We start from the raw sequence: 22,612 nt of genomic DNA on the forward strand, positions 1-22,612 counted from the left end.
ACTTGAGGTTAGCGTATTAACGGGACAGGAAAAAGCGGTAGGCGGGGTTCTCGCTTTCGTCTTTGCACTGGTAGCCCAGTTCACGCAGATGGCTGGAAAACTCAGCCAAATCTGACGTTTCCAGCTGGAATGCACACAGTACCCGGCCGTAATCGGCGCCGTGGTTACGGTAGTTGAACAGGCTGATGTTCCAGTGGCTGCCGAGGGTGTTGAGGAACTTGATCAGTGCCCCCGGGTACTCTGGGAACTCAAAACTGTACAGCCTTTCGTGCAGTGGTTTGGACGGCCTGCCACCGATCATGTAGCGAATGTGCTGTTTGGCCATTTCATCTTCCGACAGATCCACCACCGGATAGCCCCCATCACGCAGGTCATGGATAATGCCGTCCAGTTCCTGCTGACCGTTCTGCAACCGTACGCCGACAAAGATATTGGCTAACTCATCGTCGCTGTAGCGGTAGTTAAATTCGGTCACTGCCCGGCCACCGATCAGGTGACAGAACTCTAAAAAGGCGCCCTGACGTTCCGGAATGGTCACCGCCAGCAGGCCTTCGCGTTTTTCACCCAGCTCACAACGTTCAGACACGTAGCGCAGGCCGTGGAAGTTGGTGTTGGCACCGGACAATACGGTTGCCAGCTGTTTGTCGGCCAGCTGATGCTGTTCGGCGTACTTTTTCAGTCCCGCCAGCGCCAGGGCACCGGATGGCTCGGCAATCGCGCGGGTATCTTCAAAGATATCTTTCACCGCCGCGCAGATCTCATCGCTGGAGACGGTGACGTGATCGTCAATATATTGCTGACAGAGACGGAAAGTCTCTTCACCGATACGTTTGACCGCCACGCCGTCGGCGAACATGCTGACCTGATCCAGTACCACAGGCTCACCGGCATCCAGCGCCGCTTTCAGGCAGGCCGAATCTTCCGGCTCAACGGCGATCACTTTCACTTCCGGCATCAGCTGCTTGATCAGCACTGCGACACCGGCCGCCAGGCCACCGCCGCCGACCGGCACAAAGATACAATCCAGATGGCCGTTCTGCTGCAGCATCTCCATCCCTATCGTACCCTGACCGGCGATCACCAGCGGGTGGTCAAACGGGGGCACAAAGGTGTAGCCGTGCAGTTCGGCGAGGCGTTCGGCTTCCGCTTTCGCTTCATCGAAGTTACTGCCGTGCAGCACCACTTCGCCGCCAAAACCGCGTACGGCATCGACTTTGATGTCCGGGGTGGTTTTGGGCATCACGATAATGGTTTTGATGCCGAGCTTAGTGCCCGACAGCGCCATCCCCTGGGCATGGTTGCCCGCGGAGGCGGCGATCACCCCGGCGGCTTTCTGCGCTTCGGTCAGGTTGGAGACCATGTTGTAGGCCCCACGCAGTTTAAACGAGTGCACCGGCTGACGGTCTTCGCGTTTAATCTGCACCTGGTTGCCAATCCGGGCCGACAAGCGCGGCATATCCTGCAACGGGGTCACCGTGGCGACCTCGTAGATTGGTGCTCTGAGTATCTGGCGCAGGTAATCTGCGCCAGTCTGTCTGGTTAAGCTCATCCGTTAGCCCTCGAGCTTAGATTTGTCTCGTACCGCCCCTTTATCGGCACTGGTCGCCATGCTGGCGTAAGCTTTCAGTGCAAAAGAGACTTCACGTTGGCGATCGACCGGCTTCCAGCCACGCTTGTCCTGTTCGGCGCGGCGCTGCTCCATCTCCTGATCGGAGATCTGTAAGGAAATCGAGCGGTTAGGGATATCGATAGCGATCAGATCGCCGTCTTTCACCAGACCAATCGCCCCGCCATTGGCCGCTTCCGGAGAGGCGTGACCAATAGACAGCCCTGAAGTACCGCCGGAGAAGCGGCCGTCAGTCAGCAGTGCACACTCTTTACCCAGCCCCATCGATTTCAGGTAAGTCGTCGGGTAGAGCATTTCCTGCATGCCCGGACCGCCTTTCGGCCCTTCGTAGCGGATAACCACCACATCGCCGGCTTTGACTTTGCCGCCGAGAATGCCTTCCACGGCGTCTTCCTGGCTTTCAAATACCACAGCCGGACCGGTGAACTTGAGAATGCTCTCATCAACCCCGGCGGTTTTGACGATACAGCCGTCCAGCGCGATGTTGCCTTTCAGTACCGCCAGACCACCGTCCTGGCTGAAGGCGTGCTCTTTGGTGCGGATACAACCGCCCTCGCGGTCATCGTCGAGGCTGTCCCAACGGCAGTTCTGCGAGAAAGCTTCCGTGGTACGGATCCCCGCCGGGCCGGCGCGGTAAAACTCTTTCACCTGTTCCGAGTCGGTCTCGACGATGTCGTATTGCGCCAACTGCTGCACCCAGTTCAGCCCCAGTACCGTTTTGGCCTGGTTGTGCAGCAGCCCGGCCCGGTTCAGTTCGCCCAGAATGCCGATCACGCCGCCGGCACGGTGGACGTCTTCCATATGGTACTGCTGGGTGGACGGCGCCACTTTACACAGGTGAGGCACCTGGCGGGACATGCGGTCGATATCGGTCATATCGAAGTCAACTTCCCCTTCCTGAGCCGCCGCCAACAGGTGCAGTACCGTGTTGGTCGAGCCGCCCATGGCGATATCCAACGCCATGGCATTTTCAAATGCCTGCTTGGTGGCAATGTTGCGTGGCAGGGCGGACTCATCGTCCTGTAGGTAGTAACGCTTGGTCAGTTCCACGATGCGCTTACCGGCGTTGATGAACAGCTCTTTACGGTCGGCGTGAGTTGCCAGCATTGAGCCGTTACCTGGCTGAGACAGGCCCAGAGCTTCGGTGAGGCAGTTCATCGAGTTGGCGGTAAACATACCGGAGCAGGAGCCGCAGGTCGGACAGGCCGAACGCTCAATCTGTTCGCTCTGTTCGTCAGACACTTTCGGGTCGGCGCCCTGGATCATGGCGTCTACCAGGTCGAGTTTAATCAATTGATCAGACAATTTGGTCTTGCCGGCTTCCATCGGGCCGCCGGAGACAAAAATGACCGGGATATTCAGTCGCATCGAAGCCATCAGCATTCCGGGAGTGATCTTGTCACAGTTGGAAATACAGACCATGGCGTCGGCACAGTGGGCGTTGACCATGTATTCGACTGAGTCGGCGATCAGTTCCCGTGAAGGCAGTGAGTAGAGCATACCGCCGTGACCCATGGCGATACCGTCATCGACCGCGATGGTGTTGAACTCTTTGGCGATGCCGCCCGCCGCTTCGATCTCTTTGGCGACTAACTGGCCGAGATCTTTCAGGTGGACGTGGCCCGGTACGAATTGGGTAAAGGAGTTCACCACCGCGATAATCGGTTTGCCGAAGTCTTCGTCTTTCACCCCGGTGGCTCGCCAGAGTGCGCGTGCGCCGGCCATGTTACGTCCGTGAGTGGTGGTGGCTGATCTGTATTTAGGCATTGCTGGTTTCTCCTTGCTGTTGTTGCGGGTTGACGTAGTCCAACCAGCCCCACTTGTCTTCCGTGGTGCCATTGAACAGACCAAAATAGGCTTGCTGAATCGCCTGGGTTACCGGTCCGCGTTTACCGATACCCACTTCAATTTTGTCGACGCTGCGCACCGGAACGACTTCTGCCGCGGTGCCGGTCATAAACACTTCATCAGCCAGATAGAGCGCCTCTCGGGCGATATTGGCTTCAGATACTTGATAGCCCATATCCCGGGCCAGGGTCATGATCGAATCACGGGTGATGCCGGGCAAAATCGAGCTGCTGGCCGGTGGCGTGGTGATCACGCCGTCTTTGACCACGAAAATATTTTCACCGGCGCCTTCCGACAGGTAACCGTCGACACTCAGGGCAATGCCTTCGGCATAGCCGTTGCGGCGGGCTTCGCCACCCACCAGCAGTGAAGAGAGGTAGTTACCGCCGGCTTTGGCGGCGGTCGGGATCGTGTTCGGTGCGGCGCGATGCCAGCTGGAAACCATTGCATCCACGCCCTGTTCCAGCGCTTCTTCGCCCAGGTAAGACCCCCAGGGGAAGGCGGCAATGATCAGGTCCATATTGGTGTCGACCGGTGGACAGACGCCCAGCCCCACGTTACCGACAAATCCGAGCGGACGTATGTAGGCGTCATTGAGTTTGTTCTGGCGCAAGGTCTCACGGGTGGCTTCCATGATTTCCTCAATCGTGTAGGGGATCGGGAAACGGTAGATCTTGGCCGAGTCTTTCAGTCGCTTGGCGTGATCGTAGTGACGGAATACAACCGGGCCGTTGGGTGTGTTATAGCAGCGCACACCTTCAAACACTGACGTCCCGTAGTGCATGGCGTGGGTTAGAACGTGAACATTGGCCTCCGCCCAGGGGACCATGTCGCCGTTAAACCAGATGTAATCGGCAGTTGTTGTTGCCATTGACGTGCCTTCCTTATGCGTAGATCTTCTGCTGTAAATTGTTGTTCGGCAGTTCGTTACTCTTGATCACTGTGACCTCAACGCTGCGAATATCCCACAATTTCTCGATCTGATTGGTCAAAAAGGATATCGGTCGGTCGCTGTCGACAATGATCTCTACACTGGCAATTTTACTCTCGTGGTTTTGCGTGGCCGCGACTTGCTTAATGACAAAACCGCGGTGACGGGTAACACGCAGCACGCGCTCCAGCAGGACAGGTTTGTCGTCCGCTTTGATGTCGATTAGATATCTTTCCATCTTAGGTATTCTCCAGCATGTCATTGTTTGAAGCACCCGGCGGTACCAACGGCCACACGTTCTCTTCTTCATCGATCAGAACATGCAATAGGTAAGCGCTGTCGCAGGCCAGCATTTCTTCCAGTGCCGGTTGCACTTCTTCTTTGCGGGTAATGGTTTTACCCGGAATATCAAACGCTTTTGCCAACATCACGAAGTCTGGGTTGTCGTCCAGAATGGTTTCACTGTGGCGGCCGTCAAAGAACAGCGATTGCCACTGGCGCACCATGCCAAGACGCTGGTTATTCAGTAACACGATCTTGACCGGAATTTTGCGTCGTTTCAGCGTGCCCAGTTCCTGGACGTTCATCATAAAGGAGCCGTCACCGGAGATCAGGATCGACTGGTCATCCGGCCGGGCCACCGCAGCCCCCATCGCTGCCGGCAGACCAAAGCCCATGGTGCCGAGACCGGCAGAGGTAATAAAATTCTGTGGCTGGCGGGGCTGAATATGCTGGGCCGCCCACATCTGGTGCTGGCCGACATCGGTCGAGACGATGGCGCTGTCCGGCATAGTGTCTGACAGCTGTTTCAGTAGCAGCGGGGCAAAAATCGGCTCACCCGGGTGATCGTAACGCCACTTGAATCCGCTGCGCAGGCTTTCACTGTGGTGTACCCACGGGCTGATATCCTGGGTCAGCTCCAGGCGTGGCAGAACGGCGTTGATATCACCGCGCAGCGGCGCATTGGCATGACGCAGTTTATGGATTTCCGCCGCATCGATATCGATATGGATGACTTTGGCGTGCGGGGCAAAAGTTTCCAGTTTGCCGGTCACCCGGTCGTCAAAACGGGCGCCGACAACGATCAGCAGGTCACACTCCTGCACCACCAGGTTAGCCGCCTTGGTGCCGTGCATCCCCAGCATCCCCAGATAGTGCGGGTCATGGCGCTCAATGGTGCCCAGACCTTTCAGGGTGCTGACTGACGGCATCGGGTTGAGACGGAGAAATTCACGTACGGCCTCGGTCGCTTTACCCAGCTGCACGCCACCACCGACGTAGAATACCGGACGATGGCATTCAGATAACAGTTGCTGCGCAGAGGCGATAGCTTGATCGGTGACAACAGGGAGAGGGGGAGGAGTAAAAGGGGTAAGGCTAGTAACAGGAGCTTCAGCGAGTTGAACGTCTTTGGCGATATCGACAATCACCGGACCGGGACGACCGGTCTTGGCCACTTCAAACGCTTCGGCCAGTGTTGGCGCCAGCTCGTTGATGTCCGTGACCAGATAACTGTGCTTGGTACAGGACAAAGACATACCGATCACATCCATCTCCTGGAACGCATCGGTGCCGATATGCGAGGTGGCGACCTGTCCGGTGATGGCCACTAACGGCACTGAATCCAGAAACGCGTCTGCCAGCCCGGTCACCAGGTTGGTTGCCCCTGGCCCCGAGGTGGCCATACAGACCGCGACATCCTGGCTGGCTCTGGCCATACCAATCGCCGCCATTGCCGCGCCCTGTTCGTGTCGGCATAACACGTGCTCGACCCCGCCGTCATAGAGGGCATCATAGATCGGCATGATGGCTCCGCCCGGATAGCCAAATACGGTTTTAATGCCTTGTTGCTGCAAGGCGGCTACGACCAATTCCGCGCCTGTCATGCCTGGCCTCCGTTATTCGCACTGTTGCGATGTTGTGTTGTTTTGCACGCCATGTGTGCTCCCATTTTTCCTGTTATTTTTTAATTAAATTTCAATTACATTCCGTTGCAACAGTTGAAAAAAAACCCCCGGACTTTCCAGTGCGGGGGTTTTTTCTAAACTGTGGTTATCTGTCGCCCACAATCCCCCGCGCGGTGCCAATAATGACCACGATAAGTAGGATAATTAGTGCGTTGAAACGGGCGATGATATTCATTTCTTTTCGATGTTGTTGTGTTGCTAAATATGGTACGAAAATGTTTGCGTCTCTAGTGGTATCACACCTTTCTGTTAATTGACAAGCAAAAAGTCATTCTTTTTTCACATTCAGTCAATGGTGCGACAGGCTATATAACAAGCTCGGTTGCCTTAATCTCGCCCAGCGGGCGGTGATAAACGAATCAATTCAACAACAAGGAAGCGTAATGGGACTTGCAATCATCCATAGCCGGGCCAGTGTTGGGGTGGAAGCCCCGGCCGTCACGGTTGAAGTGCACATCAGTAATGGCATGCCGGGATTCACCCTGGTTGGCTTGCCGGAAACTACGGTCAAGGAAGCCAAGGACCGGGTCCGCAGTGCCATCATCAATTCCCGTTATGAATTTCCGGCCAAACGGATCACGGTAAATCTGGCTCCGGCTGACCTGCCGAAAGAGGGCGGCCGGTTTGACTTGCCGATCGCACTGGGGATTCTGGCCGCCAGTGAACAGCTGCCGGAAGCCAAGCTGCATCAGTATGAGTTTGTTGGTGAGCTGGCGCTTTCTGGCCAGTTAAGGCCAGTGAAAGGGGTATTGCCGGCGGCGTTGGCCGCCAATCAGAGCCAGCGCTGTCTGTTGGTACCGGAGCAAAATGGCGACCAGGCGGCGCTGGTGGGGGCACAACAACATAAATCGGCGCAAACCCTGCTCGAGGTGTGTGCCGAGCTGTCTGGCCAGACCGAACTGGGGCTGTTTCAGAGCCCGTCAGCGGCCAAAGCTTCGCCGTCGGGGCGGGATTTGCAAGATATTATCGGCCAGCAGCAGGGCAAGCGGGCGCTGGAAATCGCCGCCGCTGGTGGCCACAATTTGATGTTTTTAGGCCCGCCCGGTACCGGCAAGACTATGCTGGCATCCCGGTTGTGCGATCTGCTGCCGGAAATGAGCGATGAGGAAGCGATGCAAACCGCGGCGGTCGGCTCGCTGGTGCATCAGGACATCAATCAGTTTAACTGGAAGCAGCGGCCGTTTCGTGCTCCGCACCACTCCAGTTCCATGGCGGCTCTGGTGGGCGGCGGTTCGATTCCCCGTCCGGGTGAGATCTCGCTGGCCCATAACGGCCTGCTGTTTCTGGACGAGATGCCCGAGTTTGACCGCAAGGTGCTGGATTCACTGCGAGAGCCGCTGGAGTCGGGGGAAATCATCATTTCCCGGGCGCAGGGCAAAACCCGTTTCCCGGCCCGATTCCAGTTAATCGGCGCCCTGAATCCCAGCCCGACCGGCTACTACGAAGGTCAGCAAAGCCGCGCCAACCCGCAGGCTATCCTGCGCTACCTGAGCCGGCTGTCCGGGCCACTGATCGACCGGTTTGATATGTCACTGGAGATCCCGGCACTGCCAAAAGGCACCCTGGCACAGGGTGGTCACCGCGGTGAATCGACCGAAGTGGTGAGGGAGCGGGTGTTGGCCGCCAGGGAAACAATGCGCCAGCGCTGTGGCAAGGTCAACGCGCTGCTGAGCAGTCGTGAAGTGGAGCGTTATTGCGTGCTGGAGCAAGCCGACGCACAGTTTCTGGAGACCGCCCTGCACCAACTGGGGTTATCGATTCGCGCTTACCACCGCATCATTAAGGTGGCGCGCACATTAGCCGACCTGGAGCAGTCGGCCAATATCCAGCGCCCGCATCTGGCGGAAGCGCTGGGTTATCGGGCCATGGACCGGCTACTGAAGCAACTGACCGCGCAACTGGCCTGAGTCGCTCGGTAGCGGTTAAAAGCGGAAGTTTAACCCCAGTGAAGCCAGCAGCTGCTCTTCATCGTAAAAATTGAGGTTGCTCTCGACCTGGTTGTAACCGGCGAAACTGACCAAGGACAAATTCGGCCAGCCTAACAGTTGCTGCAGTTCATAAGCTAGGAAGATATTGTATTCCCTGTCGTTGCGTTTGCTGTCGCCATACAGTGGGTGACCCTGCCGGAAGTGCCGTTCACTGTAACCGGCAGTGAGCGCCAGCTGATGCGGGCCAGTGCGATGGAAGATACTCAGTTCACCACCTAGTGAATCATTGGAATAGGCGGCGCCGTCGGCGGAGGTATGGATATACACCAGCGCCGGTGCAATCGAAGTGCTGCGGCTGACCGACAATCGGTAGTTGGCTTTGAGATAATTGTAACTGGCGTTTCTGCGCAGGGAATCCTGCTGGGTCTGGCTGAGCCCCCAGCTACTGCCGGATCGCTCTTGGTCCAGTGATTTCTTACCGTAAGCTGTGTCTAGGCTCACCCCGCTGCCGGCAATATTCTCCAGTCGCAACCTGAACGCATTACCACGTTCATCGGTGGTGGTACGGTTGCTGCCGAGTAAGAAAGGGTCGGCCCAGGTTTCCCCGGCCAGGATGGTTGGCAGCCAAGACACGGCCACCGAGGTGCCATTGCGCATCAACTGCTGGCGGTAACCCAGTTCAAACGCCAGGGTACCGACCGCAATATCGCTCCGGGTTGTACCGGCGAACAGTTGTTTGTCGGCCCGGCGGCCAAAGGTATAGCGAACGTTGCCAAGCGGGGCAAATAGCGTTCGGGTTTCGGTTTCCGGGCGCTGGTTTAGGCTGTCGATGCGCGCGGTGCCGTCGGTATTAAACTGGGATTGAGAGGAAATATAGAGGCCGTTCAGGGACAGTTCGCCGCTCAAACCGGGCTCTTGCCGTCCATATTGAGCGCTGGCCGGAAGGGCGAGTAGCAGTAAACTGAGCGCGAGCAGTGGCTGTTTCATTTGGTTCTCCTAACCATTGTTGGCCGAAAGCGGGGCCGGTATGTCCTAGTGAGTCATGTGTAACTAATCTGACCATATCAACAGAGATTCCAAACTGACGGTGGCTCTGTATAATTACACGCTGTTTTATTGTTCAACTCCTTGATGAATATACCCGGATATGTTGGCTTACCTATTACTGATTCTCAATGTTTCTCTCGTTATTGTTAATTCGGCCTTATGTTCAATTGTGATTTGTGTGATCGCGTTGCTGAAATTGTTGCTGCCAACCCCGGAGCTGAAAGCGAAAGGAACCGCATTAGCCAACCGGGTGATGTGGCTGTGGGCGACCATCAATGCGTACATGCTGCGCTTGTCCAACCGGGTGGAATGGGATGTACAAGGGGTCGAAGACTTACGTAAAGACGGTTGGTACCTGCTGATCAGTAATCACCTTAGCTGGACTGACATTGTGGTGCTGTGCTGCGTGTTTAAAGATCGGATTCCGATGCCGAAGTTTTTCCTTAAACAGCAGCTGCTGTATGTGCCGTTTATCGGTATGGCCTGTTGGGCGCTGGACATGCCATTTATGCGTCGCTATTCGCGCACCTACCTGATTCGCCATCCGGAAAAGCGCGGCCAGGATCTGAAAACCACCCGCCGTTCCTGCCGTAAATTCAAATTCAGCCCCACCACTGTGGTCAATTATGTTGAAGGCACCCGTTATACGGAAGAAAAGAGCCAACAGAGCAAATCGGGTTATCAGTATTTGTTGCCGCCGAAATCCGGCGGTATCGCCTATACGCTGGCCGCGATGGGCGATCAGTTTGACAATATAATTGATGTGACTCTGGCTTACCCGAACAACACCAATAAGCCGTTCAAAGACATGTTGATGGGGCGGATGACTAAAATCGTCGTTCACGCCGATCTGCTGCCGATTGACGAACAGGTTTCCGGCGATTACTTCAATGATAAGCCGTTCAAGCGCCAGTTTCAGGTGTGGCTGGCCGATGTCTGGCAGCGTAAAGACGACAAGCTGAAACAGCTGTATAAATAGCTCCGCCTTAAAAAAACAAAGCCGCTTGCACCAGGGTAAGCGGCTTTTTTTTATTGGCGTAACTTTCGTTCTAAATCGCTAGCCACACAAAAGCCTCATCACCTCACATTTATACTGTTAGTGTAAAAATACAGTTACAAACCGAGACGAGGTTCACTTTTTGTTAACATTTTCGATCTTAGTGATTTTTAACCGTGTTAGCCTGCTAATCGGTTTCGTGAGTTTCATTTAAAAAATTCGGACCATTGGGTTAACCGTAACTATTAAAACAGGAGTCAGTGTTGTGCTCTGAAATCGCGGTTAGCTCGAAATCAGTCCGTAGCTTGTATTCAAAGGCGTCATGGACAGCGAGGTCAGTGGCCTGGGAATGATCCCCCTAGTCGCGGACATTGCTGCTGGTAAATGCCTGGTTGAGATTAAATCACCATAGAGTGATACCCAGATTTCTCATTAATAAAACAGGAAAGATTAAATGAAACATTTTACTAAGACGGCAGCAGCGCTGTTGATTGGTGCGGCCACAGCATTAAGTGGTTGCGCCGACACAAACACCACACCTCAACTAACCGCTGATTTGGTATTGCTCAACGGTGATGTCTACACGGTTGACCCGCAAAGTCCTCGCGTGGAAGCGTTTGCCGTGAAAGACCACAAGTTTCTGGCACTGGGCAGTAGCGACGAGATAAAAGCCTATGTTGGCGACACTACCCAGATCATCGACGCCCAGGGCAAGACTGTCACCCCAGGCCTGATTGACGGCCATACGCACATTAGTGAAGGCATGAGCCTGGCCACCGGTGTCGACCTGAGTGACATCGTCGACCAGCAGGAATGGCTGCGCATCATTAAAGACAAAGTCGCCACTATGGAGCCTGGCCAATGGCTGCTCGGCGGAGCCTGGAACCACTTGCTGGTGCCAGGTGGTCAACTGCCCACTATCCAGATGCTTGACAGCGTCGCCCCCAATAATCCGGTTCTGCTGTGGGATATCGACCACCACACCGCCTGGGTAAACAGCAAAGCCTTTGAAGTAACCGGGATGAGCAAAGACAGCGAAGTGGCTGACGGCGGCATAATCGGCCTGGATGACAACGGCGAAGTCAATGGCATTTTGTATGAAAGTGCCGCCTTCGGTATGATGCGCCACCCTTCGATGGCTGATGCTAAAGATCCGATGACAGGCTTCAAAGCCAGCATCAAACTGGCTAACTCGCTGGGTATTACCTCGGTCCACGATATGTCGTTGGGCTACCAGCCATTCCTACAGATCCTGGATGACGGTGACCTGAGCCTGCGTGTTTGGCAAGGTGCCTTTATGACCGGAGAACCTGACTTTATCGAGCAGTCGCTGGCCGATCGAGACACATTTGCTGAGCGTATGGCTGCCTATACTGCAGAGCACGGTGACCGGGGACCACAGCTCGAACTGGGCTACATCAAGTTTATGATTGATGGTGTGCTGTCTACCCATACTGCGTTACTCAAGTTGCCTTACGCCGACAAACCAGAAGCGCAAGCCGAGCATATTGTTACGCCTAAAATGCTCAGTGCCGCGGTTCAGCAGGCCAATAAAGCAAATATGCCGGTCTCTATTCACGCCATCGGCGACCGCGGCGTAGCAGAATCCATTGATGCTTATGCCAGCGCCCAGGGCATAGCGACCAGCGTACCTAACCGATTGGAACACATTGAGCTGATCACCGCAGATGATATTCAGCGTATGAAGCAGCACAACATTGGTGCTTCGATGCAGCCACGCCACGCCAACTGCTGTGTCGGCGCTTACGTTATCGATCGTGTCGGTGAGCACCGCACCGAAACCGAAGCCTATCTATGGAAAACCATGCTGGATAACCAGGTAGAACTGGCGCTGGGCAGCGACTGGCCGACCTCGCCATTTAATCCGCTGGCCCAGTTGCAAGACGCTCAGACCCGAGAAAGCATTTACCACGATGGCCAGATGCACCAATGGGATGGCGGCAAGAACGCCCTGACCTTTGAGCAGGCGCTGCATGCATATACTCAGGGTGCGGCCAACCTGACCGCCTGGAAAGACCAGATCGGCAGTATCACTCCCGGCAAGTACGCCGACTTTGTGATTCTCGATAGCAGCCTGCCTGCGCAGGGATTCCGTGACTTGAACGACGTCTCTGTCACCAGCACCTGGCTGGCCGGCGAAGCGGTATACCAGAAGCCGGATGCGTTGGCAAAAAATTAACAGCTAACCAACGGTGTCATGCCGGTCAGCTAGGCTGACTGGCATTTTTTATGCCGTTAATCCTTGGCTGGCTCTCGAATGCACAACTAAGAAGACCGCGGCATCAGCCTGCCTGAGCGTGGGCACCAGATACAAAAAATCCGAGTGCAGTCGCTGTACTCGGATTTTGCTATCTGACCAGCCGTATGGGCTGGTCTGGTTTATTTCTTCAGCAGGTAATTGACTAGCTCGAAGTACTCATCCATGCTGGTGATCGACTGAGTCTGAACCAGATAAACGTTGTTGACCACGACCGCGGGTACGCCAGATAGGCCGCTGTCTTTAAACTGTTTATCGAACCGGCGCACCATGGAGTCGACCGCAAAGCCGTTAAATGCCGCATCAAATTTTTTGCCGTCTACACCGTGGTCGGTAAAAATCTGTTTCAGTTCTTTGTCATTTTTTGGTGGCTTGCGCAGGTTATGAATGCGGTCAAACATGACCGGCACCATAGTGTCTTCCACTTTCAGCGTAACCATAGTGGCGTAAGATTTGGCCATCGACTTACCCATCGCGCCGCCCATAAAGGAGACATGGCTCTTCTGGAACTTGGCATTATCCGGCAGGTGGCTCTTTAACTGCTTGATAACAGGTTCAAAGTTATTACAGTGCGGGCAGTAGAACGAGAAAAACTCGGTGACCAGCGGTGTTTTTGATTTTTCCAGATCTAACACTTTGTAATGCTCGCCTTCTGAGAAGCTGGCGGCGTGGGCCGACAGGCTCAGCATCAGAGTGGCAACTAATGCAAACAGCTTTTTCATCTATTACTCCAAAATTAATCTCGGTACGTTTTTACCATTGCGGCATCAGTGTCAGCGGTGGCTCGGCCAGCGCCGCAATTTGTTCCTTAAAAGCCAGAACTTGGTTCTCCCAATACTTTGCATCATTAAACCATGGAAATGCCAGCGGGAAAGCAGGATCTTGCCATCTTTTTGCTAACCATGCCATATAGTGCACCATACGTAGACCACGTAAAGGCTCAATAAGTTTCAATTGGTTACAATCAAACTGACAAAACTCTTGATAACCCTCCAACAGAATGTCCAGTTGGGTTAGTTTTTCATGCCGATCACCGCTGAGCATCATCCACAGGTCCTGCACTGCAGGGCCGTTGCGGGCATCGTCGAGATCGACGAACATCGGACCATCACGCCACATTATATTGCCCGGGTGGCAGTCGCCATGCAGGCGGATAGTTTGCTGGCTTGCTGGCCAGGACTGTTCCAGTTGGTCGATCAGCAGGTTTAAATCGTTGAAGAATGCCGACTGCAGGTGCGGTGGGATAAAATCGCACTGCTGCAGTACGGTGCGCGGCTGATAGAGGTATTCGTCGAGTCCCAGTGTCGGACGATGGAGAAACGTTTTCTGCTGGCCAACCTGGTGGATCCGGCCCAAATAGCGGCCGACCCATTCGAGCTGTTCCAGGTTGTCCACCTCAAACTGGCGCCCGCCAACGCTGGCAAACAGGGTAAACAGATAACCCTGATACTGGTGCAGACTGACACCTTGCAAAACCACAGGTGCCACGACTGGGATCTCGGCTTGTTCCAGCTCCAGGGCAAAATCATGCTCTTCCTGGATCTGGGCCTGACTCCAGCGGTTAGGGCGGTAAAACTTCACCACGTAGCGCTGGCGCTCTTCATCGCTGAACTGATAAACGCGATTCTCATAGCTGTTGAGAGGCAGAAATCCGGATTCAGCCCGAATACCGATGCTTTCCAGCGCATACCACATGAAATCTGGGGTCAGGCCGGCAAAATTAAATGCTTGTTCAGTCATAATAAAAAAGGCTCATTGCTGAGCCTTTTCCGTTGTTGAGCAGTCAGTTACAGCTTCTTAATGAAGCGACTTTCCACTTCAATGGTAAAATCATCATTATCAGACAGTATAAACTCAATCGTCGCTACTGGCGTGGATAAACTGTCCGGATCGACGCCAAGGCTCATCGGCAGGCTGAGTACCTCGCCCGGATTCACCTCGACGGTCTGCTTACCATACCAGGACACATCGGATAGCCCTTTTACATCCAGCTGGTATTGCTGCACTTGCTGAGTTTTGTTGATCACTTTCAGGGTATAGGTATTTTCAATCTCCCCGGCGGCGTTGATGCGGAACAGCTGATTACGATCGCGCAGTACCGACAGCCCGGCCGGATCGACCGAGGCGACCTGGACGAAAAACAGTCCGATCATCAACAGCAGTACTGCACCGTAGCCGAGCAGTTTTGGCCGCATAATATGGGTATGGTGTCCCGACAGGCGGTGTTCGGTGGTGTAGCTGATCAGGTCGCGTTTATACCCCATCCGGTCCATGGTGGTATTACAGGCGTCGATACAGGCGCCGCAGTTAATACATTCGTACTGCAGACCATCGCGGATGTCGATGCCGGTCGGACAGACCTGGACACACAGGTCGCAGTCAATACAGTCGCCGAGGCCAAGCTGTTTAGGATCGGCTTTACGTGAACGTGGCCCGCGCGTTTCACCGCGTTCCGCATCGTAGCCGACGATAAAGGTGTCTTTATCAAACATAGCAGACTGGAAACGGGCATACGGGCACATGTGGATACAGACGATCGAGCGCATCCAGCCGGCATTGGCATATGTACAGCCGGCAAAAAACAGCACCCAGAACACCGGCCAGAAGCTGGCTTGCCAGGTAAAGAAGTCCACCACCAGATCGCGCACCGGAACAAAATAGCCGACAAAGGTAAAGCCGGTCGCCAGGGCGATCATCCACCAGGCCAGATGTTTAACCGATTTGCGCATCGCCAGGTTAGCGGTAAGCGGTCCGGAGTCCTGTTTGCGGCGTTTATTGGCGCTGCCTTCCAGTTTTTCTTCAAACCAGATGTACATAAAGGTCCACACCGTTTGCGGACAGAGATAGCCGCACCAGACCCGGCCGAGGAAGGTAGTGATAAAAAACAGTCCGAATGCGGCAATCATAAACAGCAGCGCCAGCAGGGTCAGATCTTGTGGGTAAAGGGTGGTGCCGATGAAATTAAACTGCTGGTTGCCGATATCCAGTAAGATCGCCTGGCGATCGCCGTATTGCAGCCAGGGAATACCGGCAAACAACACCAGTAGGAACCAGCCACCGTAGCGACGCAGTTTCTGGAACGTGCCTTTGCTGTCACGTACGTAGATACGGTTACTGGGATTAAACCGGTCGCCCTTACTCTTGTGAGCTTTAGGGTTAAAGGTTTTTGGAGTCACATCTTTGACGTCGATCTTATCCTGACTCATGGAGGTTTCCTTCTTGGGCTATCGGGCGCAACTTCTAGCGATTGCGCTCAGGTGACATTACTTTGGTGTCCCGAGTGATCTCAGGATCGTTATAGTAAGCAGTTGCTGGTTGGCGATTATACAACCAAAAGGGAGAGAAAAGCTTTACTCTCCTCTCCCTTTGTTAACTCGGTCTCTTCCCGGAGTCTGGTTACTTCGGGGACGTTATTGTCTATAGATCAGTCAATTATGCCGCGTGCGCGCAGGATCGCGGTCTTGAAGTCCTCTTCCTGATCTTTTTTCAGCCCCGGAATCATTTCATCTTTACCGCTGTTACGCATTTTAAGGTGATAGATCAGTACGTCGTCGGTCAGTTGCTCCAGGTCACCCTGATAGCCCGCTTCGTCGGCCAGCAGGCGAATAAACTGCACCAGGTTGAGTTGCTGCTCTTTGTGCCATTCCGGTTCCAGCAGTTCGAGCAATTCTTCAATACGATGGCATTTCATCGGTTTTCTCCACACTAAGATTCTGGTTATGCGGCTAAAGGTAACAAAACCACTATCGCTTGGTAAGAGAAAGTTAGCGCAAATAAAAAAGCGCAGATAACTGCGCTTTTGATTAAGCTGCTTGGCTGGCTTTGGAGGAAGAAGCCTGCATTCGTGCATTTTTCTCTGCCAAAGTCATTGCCGGCGCGGCGTTTTTTGCGTTCGGAGCGGTGACAAAGCCACTGCGGCGACGCATTGCACTGGTGTTGGTGTGCGAGAACCTGACTGCTGTTGGTCGCATAAAGGTACCTAACTGCCAGGCATATCCATTGCCAATGTAATGGCCTGAATAGTTATGAGTTGGGCTCCATTCGTCTGATTGAAGTTTAGCTCTTCTGGCGTCAGCCAATCCAATAAGCTATTCAGGGATAGTGATATGTAGTACATATCACTGCCTAGATTAGCACCAACATTGTGACAGATCGATATGTGATCAATTAAATATGCTATGCCCCTCACCAATGCTGAAAATCGTCGATTGAGTTACGGTCAAAAAACAGATTAAGATGGGGTTTTGCAGAGGAGGTGTGTATGTCGTTTTTCAAGAAAACCCTCGCCAGTTTCGGTATTGGATCGGCCAAAGTCGATTCCGTTTTAAAGCAGGAAGTGCTGTATCCGGGTCAGAAGGTCACGGTCACTATCCATGTCTATGGCGGCTCAAGTGCCCAGGCGATTGATAATATTGATCTGAAGTTATGCTGTCGCTATGTCAAAGAAGTTCCGGCCGACAACGATGCTCGTCACGATCAGGGGCCGATGAAACGTGTCCATCAGACTTATGCGCTGGCCGACTGGAGCCTCCCGTACGCGTTTACCATTCAGCCGGGCGAGCAGCGTGACTTCGATATCGAGCTGGATGTGCCCTGGAATACCCCGGTGACCATAGGGGATGCCAAAGTGTGGCTGGATACCAGCCTGGATATTGCCATGGCACTGGACCCGAGCGACAAAGATATCCTGACCGTGCGGCCGGATCCGTTGATGGACGGCATTCTGACGGCGTTGGAAGAACAGGGCTTGCGTATCCGCCAGGTGGAGTGCGAAGCGGTGGACGGTTTTGCCCTGCCGTTTGTCCAGGAGTTTGAATTTGTTCCGGTCGACGGGCCTTATCACGGCCGGTGGCGCGAACTGGAGCTGGTGGCCTATCGAAGCGATACAGAATTGCAGCTTTGGTTTGAGATTGATCGCCATAGCCGTGGTGCAAAAGGGATGCTGGCGAGTTTGCTCGGTATGGGTGAGTTAAAACGTCAGTTGACCATCGCGGCCACCACGCCTGGTGAAGAAGCCGGACAACAGGTGCTAGATTATTTAGAATCAACAAGTTAGCCTTGTTATAAAATTTTAGCTTACACGTGTAAGCTAAAATGTGCCATACTGCGACAGAGTGAATCACTGGAGTTTGGTATGGAAACGCGTTCTCAAACACAATACAGCGTCGGTGAAGAGATCGCCAACGCAGTCACCCACGGCATCGGTTTAATACTGGGCATCGTGGGGCTGGTGCTGCTGTTGCAGAAATCTTTAAGCCTACAGGCTGATGTCCTAACCATTACCAGTATGAGTGTCTATGGTGGCAGCTTGATCTTGCTGTTTCTGGCGTCCACCTTGTACCACGCTATCCCTCATCAAAAGGTGAAACGGGCGCTGAAAACCTTTGACCACTGCGCCATCTATCTGCTGATCGCCGGCAGTTATACCCCTTTCTTACTGGTGGGTTTGCGCACTCCCTTGGCATTCGGACTGATGATAGTGATTTGGATGCTGGCCCTGGTCGGTATCCTGATGAAAATCGCCTTTTTCTATCATTTCAAGCGGTTGTCGCTGTTGACTTACCTGATGATGGGCTGGTTGTCGCTGGTGGTGGTTTATCAGCTGGCGCTGCACGTTTCTGTCGGTGGGCTGACCCTACTGGCGCTCGGCGGGGTGATCTATACCCTAGGGGTGATTTTTTATGTGGCCAAACGGATTCCGTTTAATCACGCGATTTGGCATGGCTTTGTGCTGGCCGGAAGCGCCTGCCACTTCCTGGCCATTTATCTCTATATTCAGCCGGTTTAACGACGCCAGAAGGCCGGGAAGAACAGCACCAATAAAGTCAGGATTTCCAGTCGGCCCATCAACATCCCCAGACTGAGCAGCCACTTGGCCAAGTCGGGTAACGGGGCAAAATTACCGGTCGGCCCAATCACATCGCCCATACCGGGACCGACGTTCGCGACTGCGGTAATGGCGCCGGAAATACTGGTGATAGGATCCATCCCCATCGCACTCAACCCTGCGGCAACCAGAATAATGGTAATGACAAACATCAGTGCAAACGCCACCAGTGAGCGGACAATATCTTCATTGACCGGCCGCTGGTTGTAACGCTGCACGAACACGCCGGAAGGGTGGATCAATCGCATCATCTGCTTGTTAAGCATGGTCATGGCGATCTGAAAGCGGAAAATCTTAATGCCACCCGCGGTAGAACCGGAACAGGCACCGGCCATCATCAGAAAGGCAAACAGGGTGGTGGGCAATGCGCCCCAGGCGGTAAAATCTTCCAGGCCATAGCCGGTGGTGGTCACTACGGAAATAATGTTAAACATCGATACCCGCAACGCATTGGGCCAGGTGTAACCGTCACGCAGTACCAGCCAGCTGGCGACCACAGCGCTGGTGCCGGCAACCAGATAAAAGAAACCGCGCACCTGGGCATCGTTGAGTAACTCTTTCGGGCTGCGTTTACGCAACGCCGAGACAAACAGCAGAAACGGCAGCCCGCCGAGAAACATAAACAAAGTCGCGACCCAATGGCTGCCATTGCTGAAGTGATTCATCGAGCCGTCCGAGGTCGAATAGCCGCCGGTCGACAGGGTGGTAAACGAGTGGTTGATCGCCTCAAACAGGGTCATGCCGGTATACAGGTAGCCAAGCAGACAGAGCAGCGTCAGGGTCAGATAGACCACCACAATATTTTTTGCCACGGTTTTGGCGCGCGGGCTACTTTTGTCTGACCAGTCGGACGATTCGGTCTGGAACAGCCGCATACCACCGACGTTGAGCATCGGCAGCACCGCCACCGCCATCACGATGAAGCCCACTCCGCCGAGCCACTGCAGGATAGAGCGCCACAACAGGATACTGGGGGCCATATCGTCCAGCCCGCTGAGTACCGTTGAGCCGGTGGTGGTAATGCCGGACATGGTTTCAAAATAGGCGTCGGTGAAACTGATGTGGTTGATAAACACGAACGGCAGCGCGGCGAACGCGCTGGCAATGGTCCAGACCAGGCTGGTGATCAGGAACATATCGCGCACGCTGAGGGTAAACTTCGCTGTCCGGCCTATGGTCAGGCAGATGAAGGCGACAAGGTGGGTGATCACTACCGCCAGGGCAAAATCGATAAAGCCACTGGTACCGGAGAAAAACGCCACCAGGGTCGGCACGTACATAAACAGGGCCAGCTTGGAAAGCACTAACCCGATAACGAACATGACCGGACGAAAGTTGACCATCTCGGGGCCCTACAGGAAGAACGGACTCGGCTGGAACAGGGCTTCCACGTCCGGCACGTATTTTTTGTCGACCAGGAACATCACCACGTGGTCATCCTGCTCGATCACCGTGCGGTCGTGGGCAATCAGCACTTCTTCACCACGCACGATTGCGCCTATGGTGGTGCCCGGTGGCAGTTTGATGTCACCGATGGCACGGCCGACCACTTTAGAGGTGGTTTCGTCACCGTGGGCAATCGCTTCGATCGCTTCGGCGGCACCGCGGCGCAGAGAGGAAACGTTGACGATATCCGCCCGGCGTACGTGGGTCAGCAGCGCAGAGATGGTCGCCTGCTGTGGTGAGATGGCCACGTCGATCACGCCGCCCTGCACCAGGTCGACGTAAGCGCTGCGCTGGATTAGCACCATCACTTTCTTCGCCCCCATCCGCTTGGCCAGCATGGCAGACATGATGTTGGTTTCGTCTTCGTTGGTCAGGGCGATAAATACGTCGACCTGATCGATGTTCTCTTCGTTGAGCAGTTCCTGATCCGCGGCGTCACCGCAGAATACGATGGTGTTTTCCAGCTCTTCAGACAGTTTTTCCGCCCGCTGGTAATTGCGTTCGATCAGCTTGATGCTGTAGGTGTGCTCCAGCCGTTTGGCCAGTGACGCCCCTATGTTACCGCCCCCGACGATCATGATGCGGCGGTAGGTTTTCTCCAGCCGTTGCAGTTCACTGATCACCGAGCGGATATGGTTACTGGCGGCGACGAAGAACACCTCATCGTCCGCTTCGATTATGGTGGTGCCCTGCGGACGAATCGCCCGTCCCTGACGGAATATCGCCGCGACCCGGGTATCGATGTGCGGCATATGTTCGCGCAGTGCCGACAGGGCATTGCCCACCAGCGGACCGCCATAATAGGCTTTTACCGCCACCAGGCTGACTTTCTGGTCGGCGAAACTGACCACCTGCAAGGCACCCGGATACTGGATCAGGCGCTCGATGTAGCTGGTGACCAGCTCTTCCGGTGCGATCAGGTGGTCCACCGGTACCGCACCAGACTGGAACAGCGCCTCTTTTTCCGCCAGATACTGCGGTGAGCGGATCCGGGCGATACGGTTTGGGGTATTGAACAGGCTGAAAGCGACCTGACAGGCGGCCATATTGGTTTCGTCGGTATTGGTTACCGCCACCAGCATGTCGGCATCCTGCGCTCCGGCTTCATGCAGCACATTGGGGTGACTGGCATAGCCGTTGACCACCCGCAGGTCATACTTGTCCTGCAGTTCGCGCAGCCGGTCGCTGTCCTTGTCGACAATAGTGATGTCGTTGTTTTCACCCACCAGGTTTTCTGCCAGCGTGCCGCCGACTTGTCCGGCGCCAAGGATGATGATTTTCATAGCCTGTTCTCTTGTTCTTTCCTTGTGATTATCCGCGTGGTTCAGGCGGACTTACGCAGTACCGCATAGTAGAAACCATCCATATCCTGTTCACCAGGCAGGATTTGTCGCCCCGGGGTGGCCGGTTCTGAGCCGATCAGTTCGGCATCTTCGCGACGTTGCAAAAAGCGTATAATCTGTTGACTGTTTTCCTGCGGCGTTATCGAGCAAGTCGCATACACCAGCGTGCCGCCGGGTTTGAGTTGCTGCCACATGGCATCCAGGATGTCACTTTGCAGTTCTGCCAGCACCTCGATATCGTCGGCGCGACGTAACCATTTGATATCCGGGTGACGACGGATCACCCCAGTCGCGGAGCACGGCGCATCGAGTAGAATGCGATCAAATTGATTTCCTTGCCACCAATCTTGTGGTTTACGTGCGTCACCGCAAATAACTTGCGCCTGCAGTTGCAGTCGGGCCAGGTTATCTTCCACCCGCTCCAACCGTTTCGGGTCACTGTCGATCGCCACCACTTCGGCATCGCAGCGCTCCAGAATATGGGCGGTTTTCCCGCCTGGGGCGGCGCAGCAGTCCAGGATCAGTTCACCAGACTGAGGTTGCAGGTAGTCGGCCGACAGTTGTGCCGCGCCATCCTGCACCGATATCCAGCCTTGGTCGAACCCGGGCAGCAGTTTGACATCGCATGGGGTGGCCAATTTTATGGCGTCTTCGGCTTCTGGGTGGATCTGGTGATCTATGTTTGCAGAATTAAGCAGCGCGCAATATTCATCGCGGGTGTGATGGCGGCGATTGACCCTAAGCCACATCGGCGCTTTGTTGTTGTTGGCTTCCACTATCTGTTGCCACTGCTCTGGGTAGGCCTGCTTGAGCAACTTAAGTAACCAGCTCGGATGGCCATATTTGCCGGCATCGTGGCTGACCGACTGCTGATCCAGCTCTGCCTGGTTGCGTTGATAGTTGCGCAGTACCGCGTTGATTAGGCCTCTCAGGCGTGGTCCTTTCAGCGTCTTAGTCGCCTCGACCGTCTCTGCGACCGCGGCATGGGGCGGAATGCGCATCCAGCCAAGCTGATATAAGCCGACCAGGATCAGGTGGTGAAATACGCGCTGTTTGCCTTTCAGCGGCTTATCCATCAGTTGATTGGCAATCGATTCCAGCCGCGGCAGGTAGCGCAGGGCGCCGTAGCAGATCTCCTGCAGCAGGGCCTGATCGCGGGGTTTTATCGATTGTTGCGCCGCAGGGAGCGCGGAAGAGAGGGATTGGCCTTTATCGACCACGTTGAACAGGACGTTGGCGGCAGCGGCACGCACATTCATAATTTCATATCCAATTTGGGAGGGCATCTCTGCCCTCTAAAAGTTCTTAAACAG

Annotated in this window: 19 protein-coding genes; 5 read left to right on the top strand and 14 right to left on the bottom strand. The window is 54.6% G+C overall.

Features of this window, described 5'->3' with window-relative positions:
• Nucleotides 1–16: 16 nt before the first annotated feature.
• Genes ilvA through ilvG form a run of 5 tightly spaced genes read right to left on the bottom strand, consistent with a single transcriptional unit; the run spans nt 17 to nt 6,292 of the window.
• Nucleotides 17–1,549, bottom strand: a complete 1,533-nt coding sequence (ilvA, locus tag ACQY6F_RS02015) for a threonine ammonia-lyase, biosynthetic (RefSeq protein ID WP_428771909.1) — start codon at nt 1,547–1,549, stop codon at nt 17–19.
• A 3-nt stretch (nt 1,550–1,552) separates the two neighbouring features.
• Nucleotides 1,553–3,394, bottom strand: a complete 1,842-nt coding sequence (gene ilvD / locus ACQY6F_RS02020; protein ID WP_428771910.1) for a dihydroxy-acid dehydratase — start codon at nt 3,392–3,394, stop codon at nt 1,553–1,555.
• A complete protein-coding gene (locus tag ACQY6F_RS02025) occupies nt 3,387–4,346 on the bottom strand; it encodes a branched-chain amino acid transaminase (RefSeq protein ID WP_428771911.1) in 960 nt (319 codons plus the stop codon). The genes ilvD and ACQY6F_RS02025 overlap by 8 nt, the downstream gene beginning before the upstream one ends.
• 13 nt (nt 4,347–4,359) lie before the next feature.
• Complete coding sequence (ilvM, locus tag ACQY6F_RS02030) at nt 4,360–4,644, bottom strand: acetolactate synthase 2 small subunit (RefSeq protein WP_428771912.1); 285 nt, start codon at nt 4,642–4,644, stop codon at nt 4,360–4,362.
• 1 nt (nt 4,645) lies between these two features.
• Nucleotides 4,646–6,292, bottom strand: a complete 1,647-nt coding sequence (ilvG, locus tag ACQY6F_RS02035) for an acetolactate synthase 2 catalytic subunit (RefSeq protein WP_428771913.1) — start codon at nt 6,290–6,292, stop codon at nt 4,646–4,648.
• Between the two features lie 464 nt (nt 6,293–6,756).
• Here ilvG and ACQY6F_RS02040 point away from each other — a divergent pair, with 464 nt between their 5' ends.
• Nucleotides 6,757–8,280 (top strand): YifB family Mg chelatase-like AAA ATPase, encoded by a 1,524-nt coding sequence (locus tag ACQY6F_RS02040; protein WP_428771914.1) that lies wholly within the window; start codon nt 6,757–6,759, stop codon nt 8,278–8,280.
• 15 nt (nt 8,281–8,295) lie between these two features.
• On the opposite strand, the gene ACQY6F_RS02045 is transcribed toward ACQY6F_RS02040, so the two are convergent.
• Nucleotides 8,296–9,288: a DUF2860 domain-containing protein gene (locus ACQY6F_RS02045; protein ID WP_428771915.1), complete on the bottom strand. Its 993-nt coding sequence runs from the start codon at nt 9,286–9,288 to the stop codon at nt 8,296–8,298.
• A gap of 160 nt (nt 9,289–9,448) precedes the next feature.
• Here ACQY6F_RS02045 and ACQY6F_RS02050 point away from each other — a divergent pair, with 160 nt between their 5' ends.
• Together ACQY6F_RS02050 and ACQY6F_RS02055 are read left to right on the top strand one after the other, a co-directional pair.
• Nucleotides 9,449–10,327 carry an acyltransferase gene (locus ACQY6F_RS02050; RefSeq protein ID WP_428771916.1) on the top strand — a complete coding sequence of 293 codons (879 nt, stop codon included), beginning with the start codon at nt 9,449–9,451 and terminating at the stop codon, nt 10,325–10,327.
• Nucleotides 10,328–10,799: 472 nt separating this feature from the next.
• Nucleotides 10,800–12,545: an amidohydrolase gene (locus ACQY6F_RS02055; RefSeq protein WP_428771917.1), complete on the top strand. Its 1,746-nt coding sequence runs from the start codon at nt 10,800–10,802 to the stop codon at nt 12,543–12,545.
• 200 nt (nt 12,546–12,745) lie between these two features.
• Here the strand turns inward: ACQY6F_RS02055 and ACQY6F_RS02060 are convergent, their stop codons facing one another.
• From ACQY6F_RS02060 to ACQY6F_RS02080, 5 genes are all read right to left on the bottom strand, one after another.
• Nucleotides 12,746–13,345 (bottom strand): thiol:disulfide interchange protein DsbA/DsbL, encoded by a 600-nt coding sequence (locus tag ACQY6F_RS02060; protein ID WP_428771918.1) that lies wholly within the window; start codon nt 13,343–13,345, stop codon nt 12,746–12,748.
• Between the two features lie 31 nt (nt 13,346–13,376).
• Complete coding sequence (locus tag ACQY6F_RS02065) at nt 13,377–14,363, bottom strand: serine/threonine protein kinase (RefSeq protein WP_428771919.1); 987 nt, start codon at nt 14,361–14,363, stop codon at nt 13,377–13,379.
• Between the two features lie 47 nt (nt 14,364–14,410).
• The gene (ccoG, locus tag ACQY6F_RS02070) at nt 14,411–15,829 is read right to left on the bottom strand and encodes a cytochrome c oxidase accessory protein CcoG (RefSeq protein ID WP_428771920.1); all 1,419 of its coding nucleotides are present in this window, start codon (nt 15,827–15,829) and stop codon (nt 14,411–14,413) included.
• Between the two features lie 218 nt (nt 15,830–16,047).
• Nucleotides 16,048–16,314: a YihD family protein gene (locus ACQY6F_RS02075; RefSeq protein ID WP_428771921.1), complete on the bottom strand. Its 267-nt coding sequence runs from the start codon at nt 16,312–16,314 to the stop codon at nt 16,048–16,050.
• Between the two features lie 112 nt (nt 16,315–16,426).
• Nucleotides 16,427–16,594: a hypothetical protein gene (locus ACQY6F_RS02080; protein WP_428771922.1), complete on the bottom strand. Its 168-nt coding sequence runs from the start codon at nt 16,592–16,594 to the stop codon at nt 16,427–16,429.
• Between the two features lie 290 nt (nt 16,595–16,884).
• On the opposite strand from ACQY6F_RS02080, the gene ACQY6F_RS02085 reads away from it, so the two are divergent.
• Together ACQY6F_RS02085 and trhA are read left to right on the top strand one after the other, a co-directional pair.
• A complete protein-coding gene (locus ACQY6F_RS02085) occupies nt 16,885–17,679 on the top strand; it encodes a sporulation protein (protein ID WP_428771923.1) in 795 nt (264 codons plus the stop codon).
• A 78-nt stretch (nt 17,680–17,757) separates the two neighbouring features.
• Nucleotides 17,758–18,411 (top strand): PAQR family membrane homeostasis protein TrhA, encoded by a 654-nt coding sequence (gene trhA / locus ACQY6F_RS02090; protein ID WP_428771924.1) that lies wholly within the window; start codon nt 17,758–17,760, stop codon nt 18,409–18,411.
• Here the strand turns inward: trhA and ACQY6F_RS02095 are convergent.
• From ACQY6F_RS02095 to rsmB, 3 genes are read right to left on the bottom strand one after another with little or no spacing between them, the layout of a single operon-like run.
• Entirely contained in the window at nt 18,408–19,853 is a 1,446-nt protein-coding gene (locus ACQY6F_RS02095; protein ID WP_428771925.1) for a TrkH family potassium uptake protein, read from the bottom strand. The genes trhA and ACQY6F_RS02095 overlap by 4 nt on opposite strands.
• Nucleotides 19,854–19,862: 9 nt before the next feature.
• Nucleotides 19,863–21,239, bottom strand: coding sequence for a Trk system potassium transporter TrkA (gene trkA, locus ACQY6F_RS02100; protein ID WP_428771926.1), 1,377 nt, complete (start codon nt 21,237–21,239; stop codon nt 19,863–19,865).
• 41 nt (nt 21,240–21,280) lie between these two features.
• Nucleotides 21,281–22,558, bottom strand: coding sequence for a 16S rRNA (cytosine(967)-C(5))-methyltransferase RsmB (gene rsmB, locus ACQY6F_RS02105; RefSeq protein WP_428771982.1), 1,278 nt, complete (start codon nt 22,556–22,558; stop codon nt 21,281–21,283).
• Between the last annotated feature and the right edge of the window lie 54 nt (nt 22,559–22,612).

Source organism: Vibrio sp., from assembly GCF_050299255.1.
Classification (GTDB): domain Bacteria; phylum Pseudomonadota; class Gammaproteobacteria; order Enterobacterales; family Vibrionaceae; genus Vibrio.

Excerpts from the sequence above, each read along its gene's own strand:
- ACQY6F_RS02075 (WP_428771921.1), bottom strand. The coding sequence starts at position 16,314 with ATGAAATGCCATCGTATTGAAGAATTGCTCGAACTGCTGGAACCGGAA.
- ccoG (WP_428771920.1), bottom strand. The coding sequence starts at position 15,829 with ATGAGTCAGGATAAGATCGACGTCAAAGATGTGACTCCAAAAACCTTT.
- trhA (WP_428771924.1), top strand. The coding sequence starts at position 17,758 with ATGGAAACGCGTTCTCAAACACAATACAGCGTCGGTGAAGAGATCGCC.
- ACQY6F_RS02095 (WP_428771925.1), bottom strand. The coding sequence starts at position 19,853 with ATGGTCAACTTTCGTCCGGTCATGTTCGTTATCGGGTTAGTGCTTTCC.
- trkA (WP_428771926.1), bottom strand. The coding sequence starts at position 21,239 with ATGAAAATCATCATCCTTGGCGCCGGACAAGTCGGCGGCACGCTGGCA.
- ACQY6F_RS02060 (WP_428771918.1), bottom strand. The coding sequence starts at position 13,345 with ATGAAAAAGCTGTTTGCATTAGTTGCCACTCTGATGCTGAGCCTGTCG.
- ACQY6F_RS02085 (WP_428771923.1), top strand. The coding sequence starts at position 16,885 with ATGTCGTTTTTCAAGAAAACCCTCGCCAGTTTCGGTATTGGATCGGCC.
- ACQY6F_RS02080 (WP_428771922.1), bottom strand. The coding sequence starts at position 16,594 with ATGCGACCAACAGCAGTCAGGTTCTCGCACACCAACACCAGTGCAATG.
- ACQY6F_RS02065 (WP_428771919.1), bottom strand. The coding sequence starts at position 14,363 with ATGACTGAACAAGCATTTAATTTTGCCGGCCTGACCCCAGATTTCATG.
- ACQY6F_RS02045 (WP_428771915.1), bottom strand. The coding sequence starts at position 9,288 with ATGAAACAGCCACTGCTCGCGCTCAGTTTACTGCTACTCGCCCTTCCG.
- rsmB (WP_428771982.1), bottom strand. The coding sequence starts at position 22,558 with ATGAATGTGCGTGCCGCTGCCGCCAACGTCCTGTTCAACGTGGTCGAT.
- ilvD (WP_428771910.1), bottom strand. The coding sequence starts at position 3,394 with ATGCCTAAATACAGATCAGCCACCACCACTCACGGACGTAACATGGCC.
- ACQY6F_RS02040 (WP_428771914.1), top strand. The coding sequence starts at position 6,757 with ATGGGACTTGCAATCATCCATAGCCGGGCCAGTGTTGGGGTGGAAGCC.
- ilvG (WP_428771913.1), bottom strand. The coding sequence starts at position 6,292 with ATGACAGGCGCGGAATTGGTCGTAGCCGCCTTGCAGCAACAAGGCATT.
- ACQY6F_RS02050 (WP_428771916.1), top strand. The coding sequence starts at position 9,449 with ATGTTGGCTTACCTATTACTGATTCTCAATGTTTCTCTCGTTATTGTT.
- ACQY6F_RS02055 (WP_428771917.1), top strand. The coding sequence starts at position 10,800 with ATGAAACATTTTACTAAGACGGCAGCAGCGCTGTTGATTGGTGCGGCC.
- ACQY6F_RS02025 (WP_428771911.1), bottom strand. The coding sequence starts at position 4,346 with ATGGCAACAACAACTGCCGATTACATCTGGTTTAACGGCGACATGGTC.
- ilvM (WP_428771912.1), bottom strand. The coding sequence starts at position 4,644 with ATGGAAAGATATCTAATCGACATCAAAGCGGACGACAAACCTGTCCTG.
- ilvA (WP_428771909.1), bottom strand. The coding sequence starts at position 1,549 with ATGAGCTTAACCAGACAGACTGGCGCAGATTACCTGCGCCAGATACTC.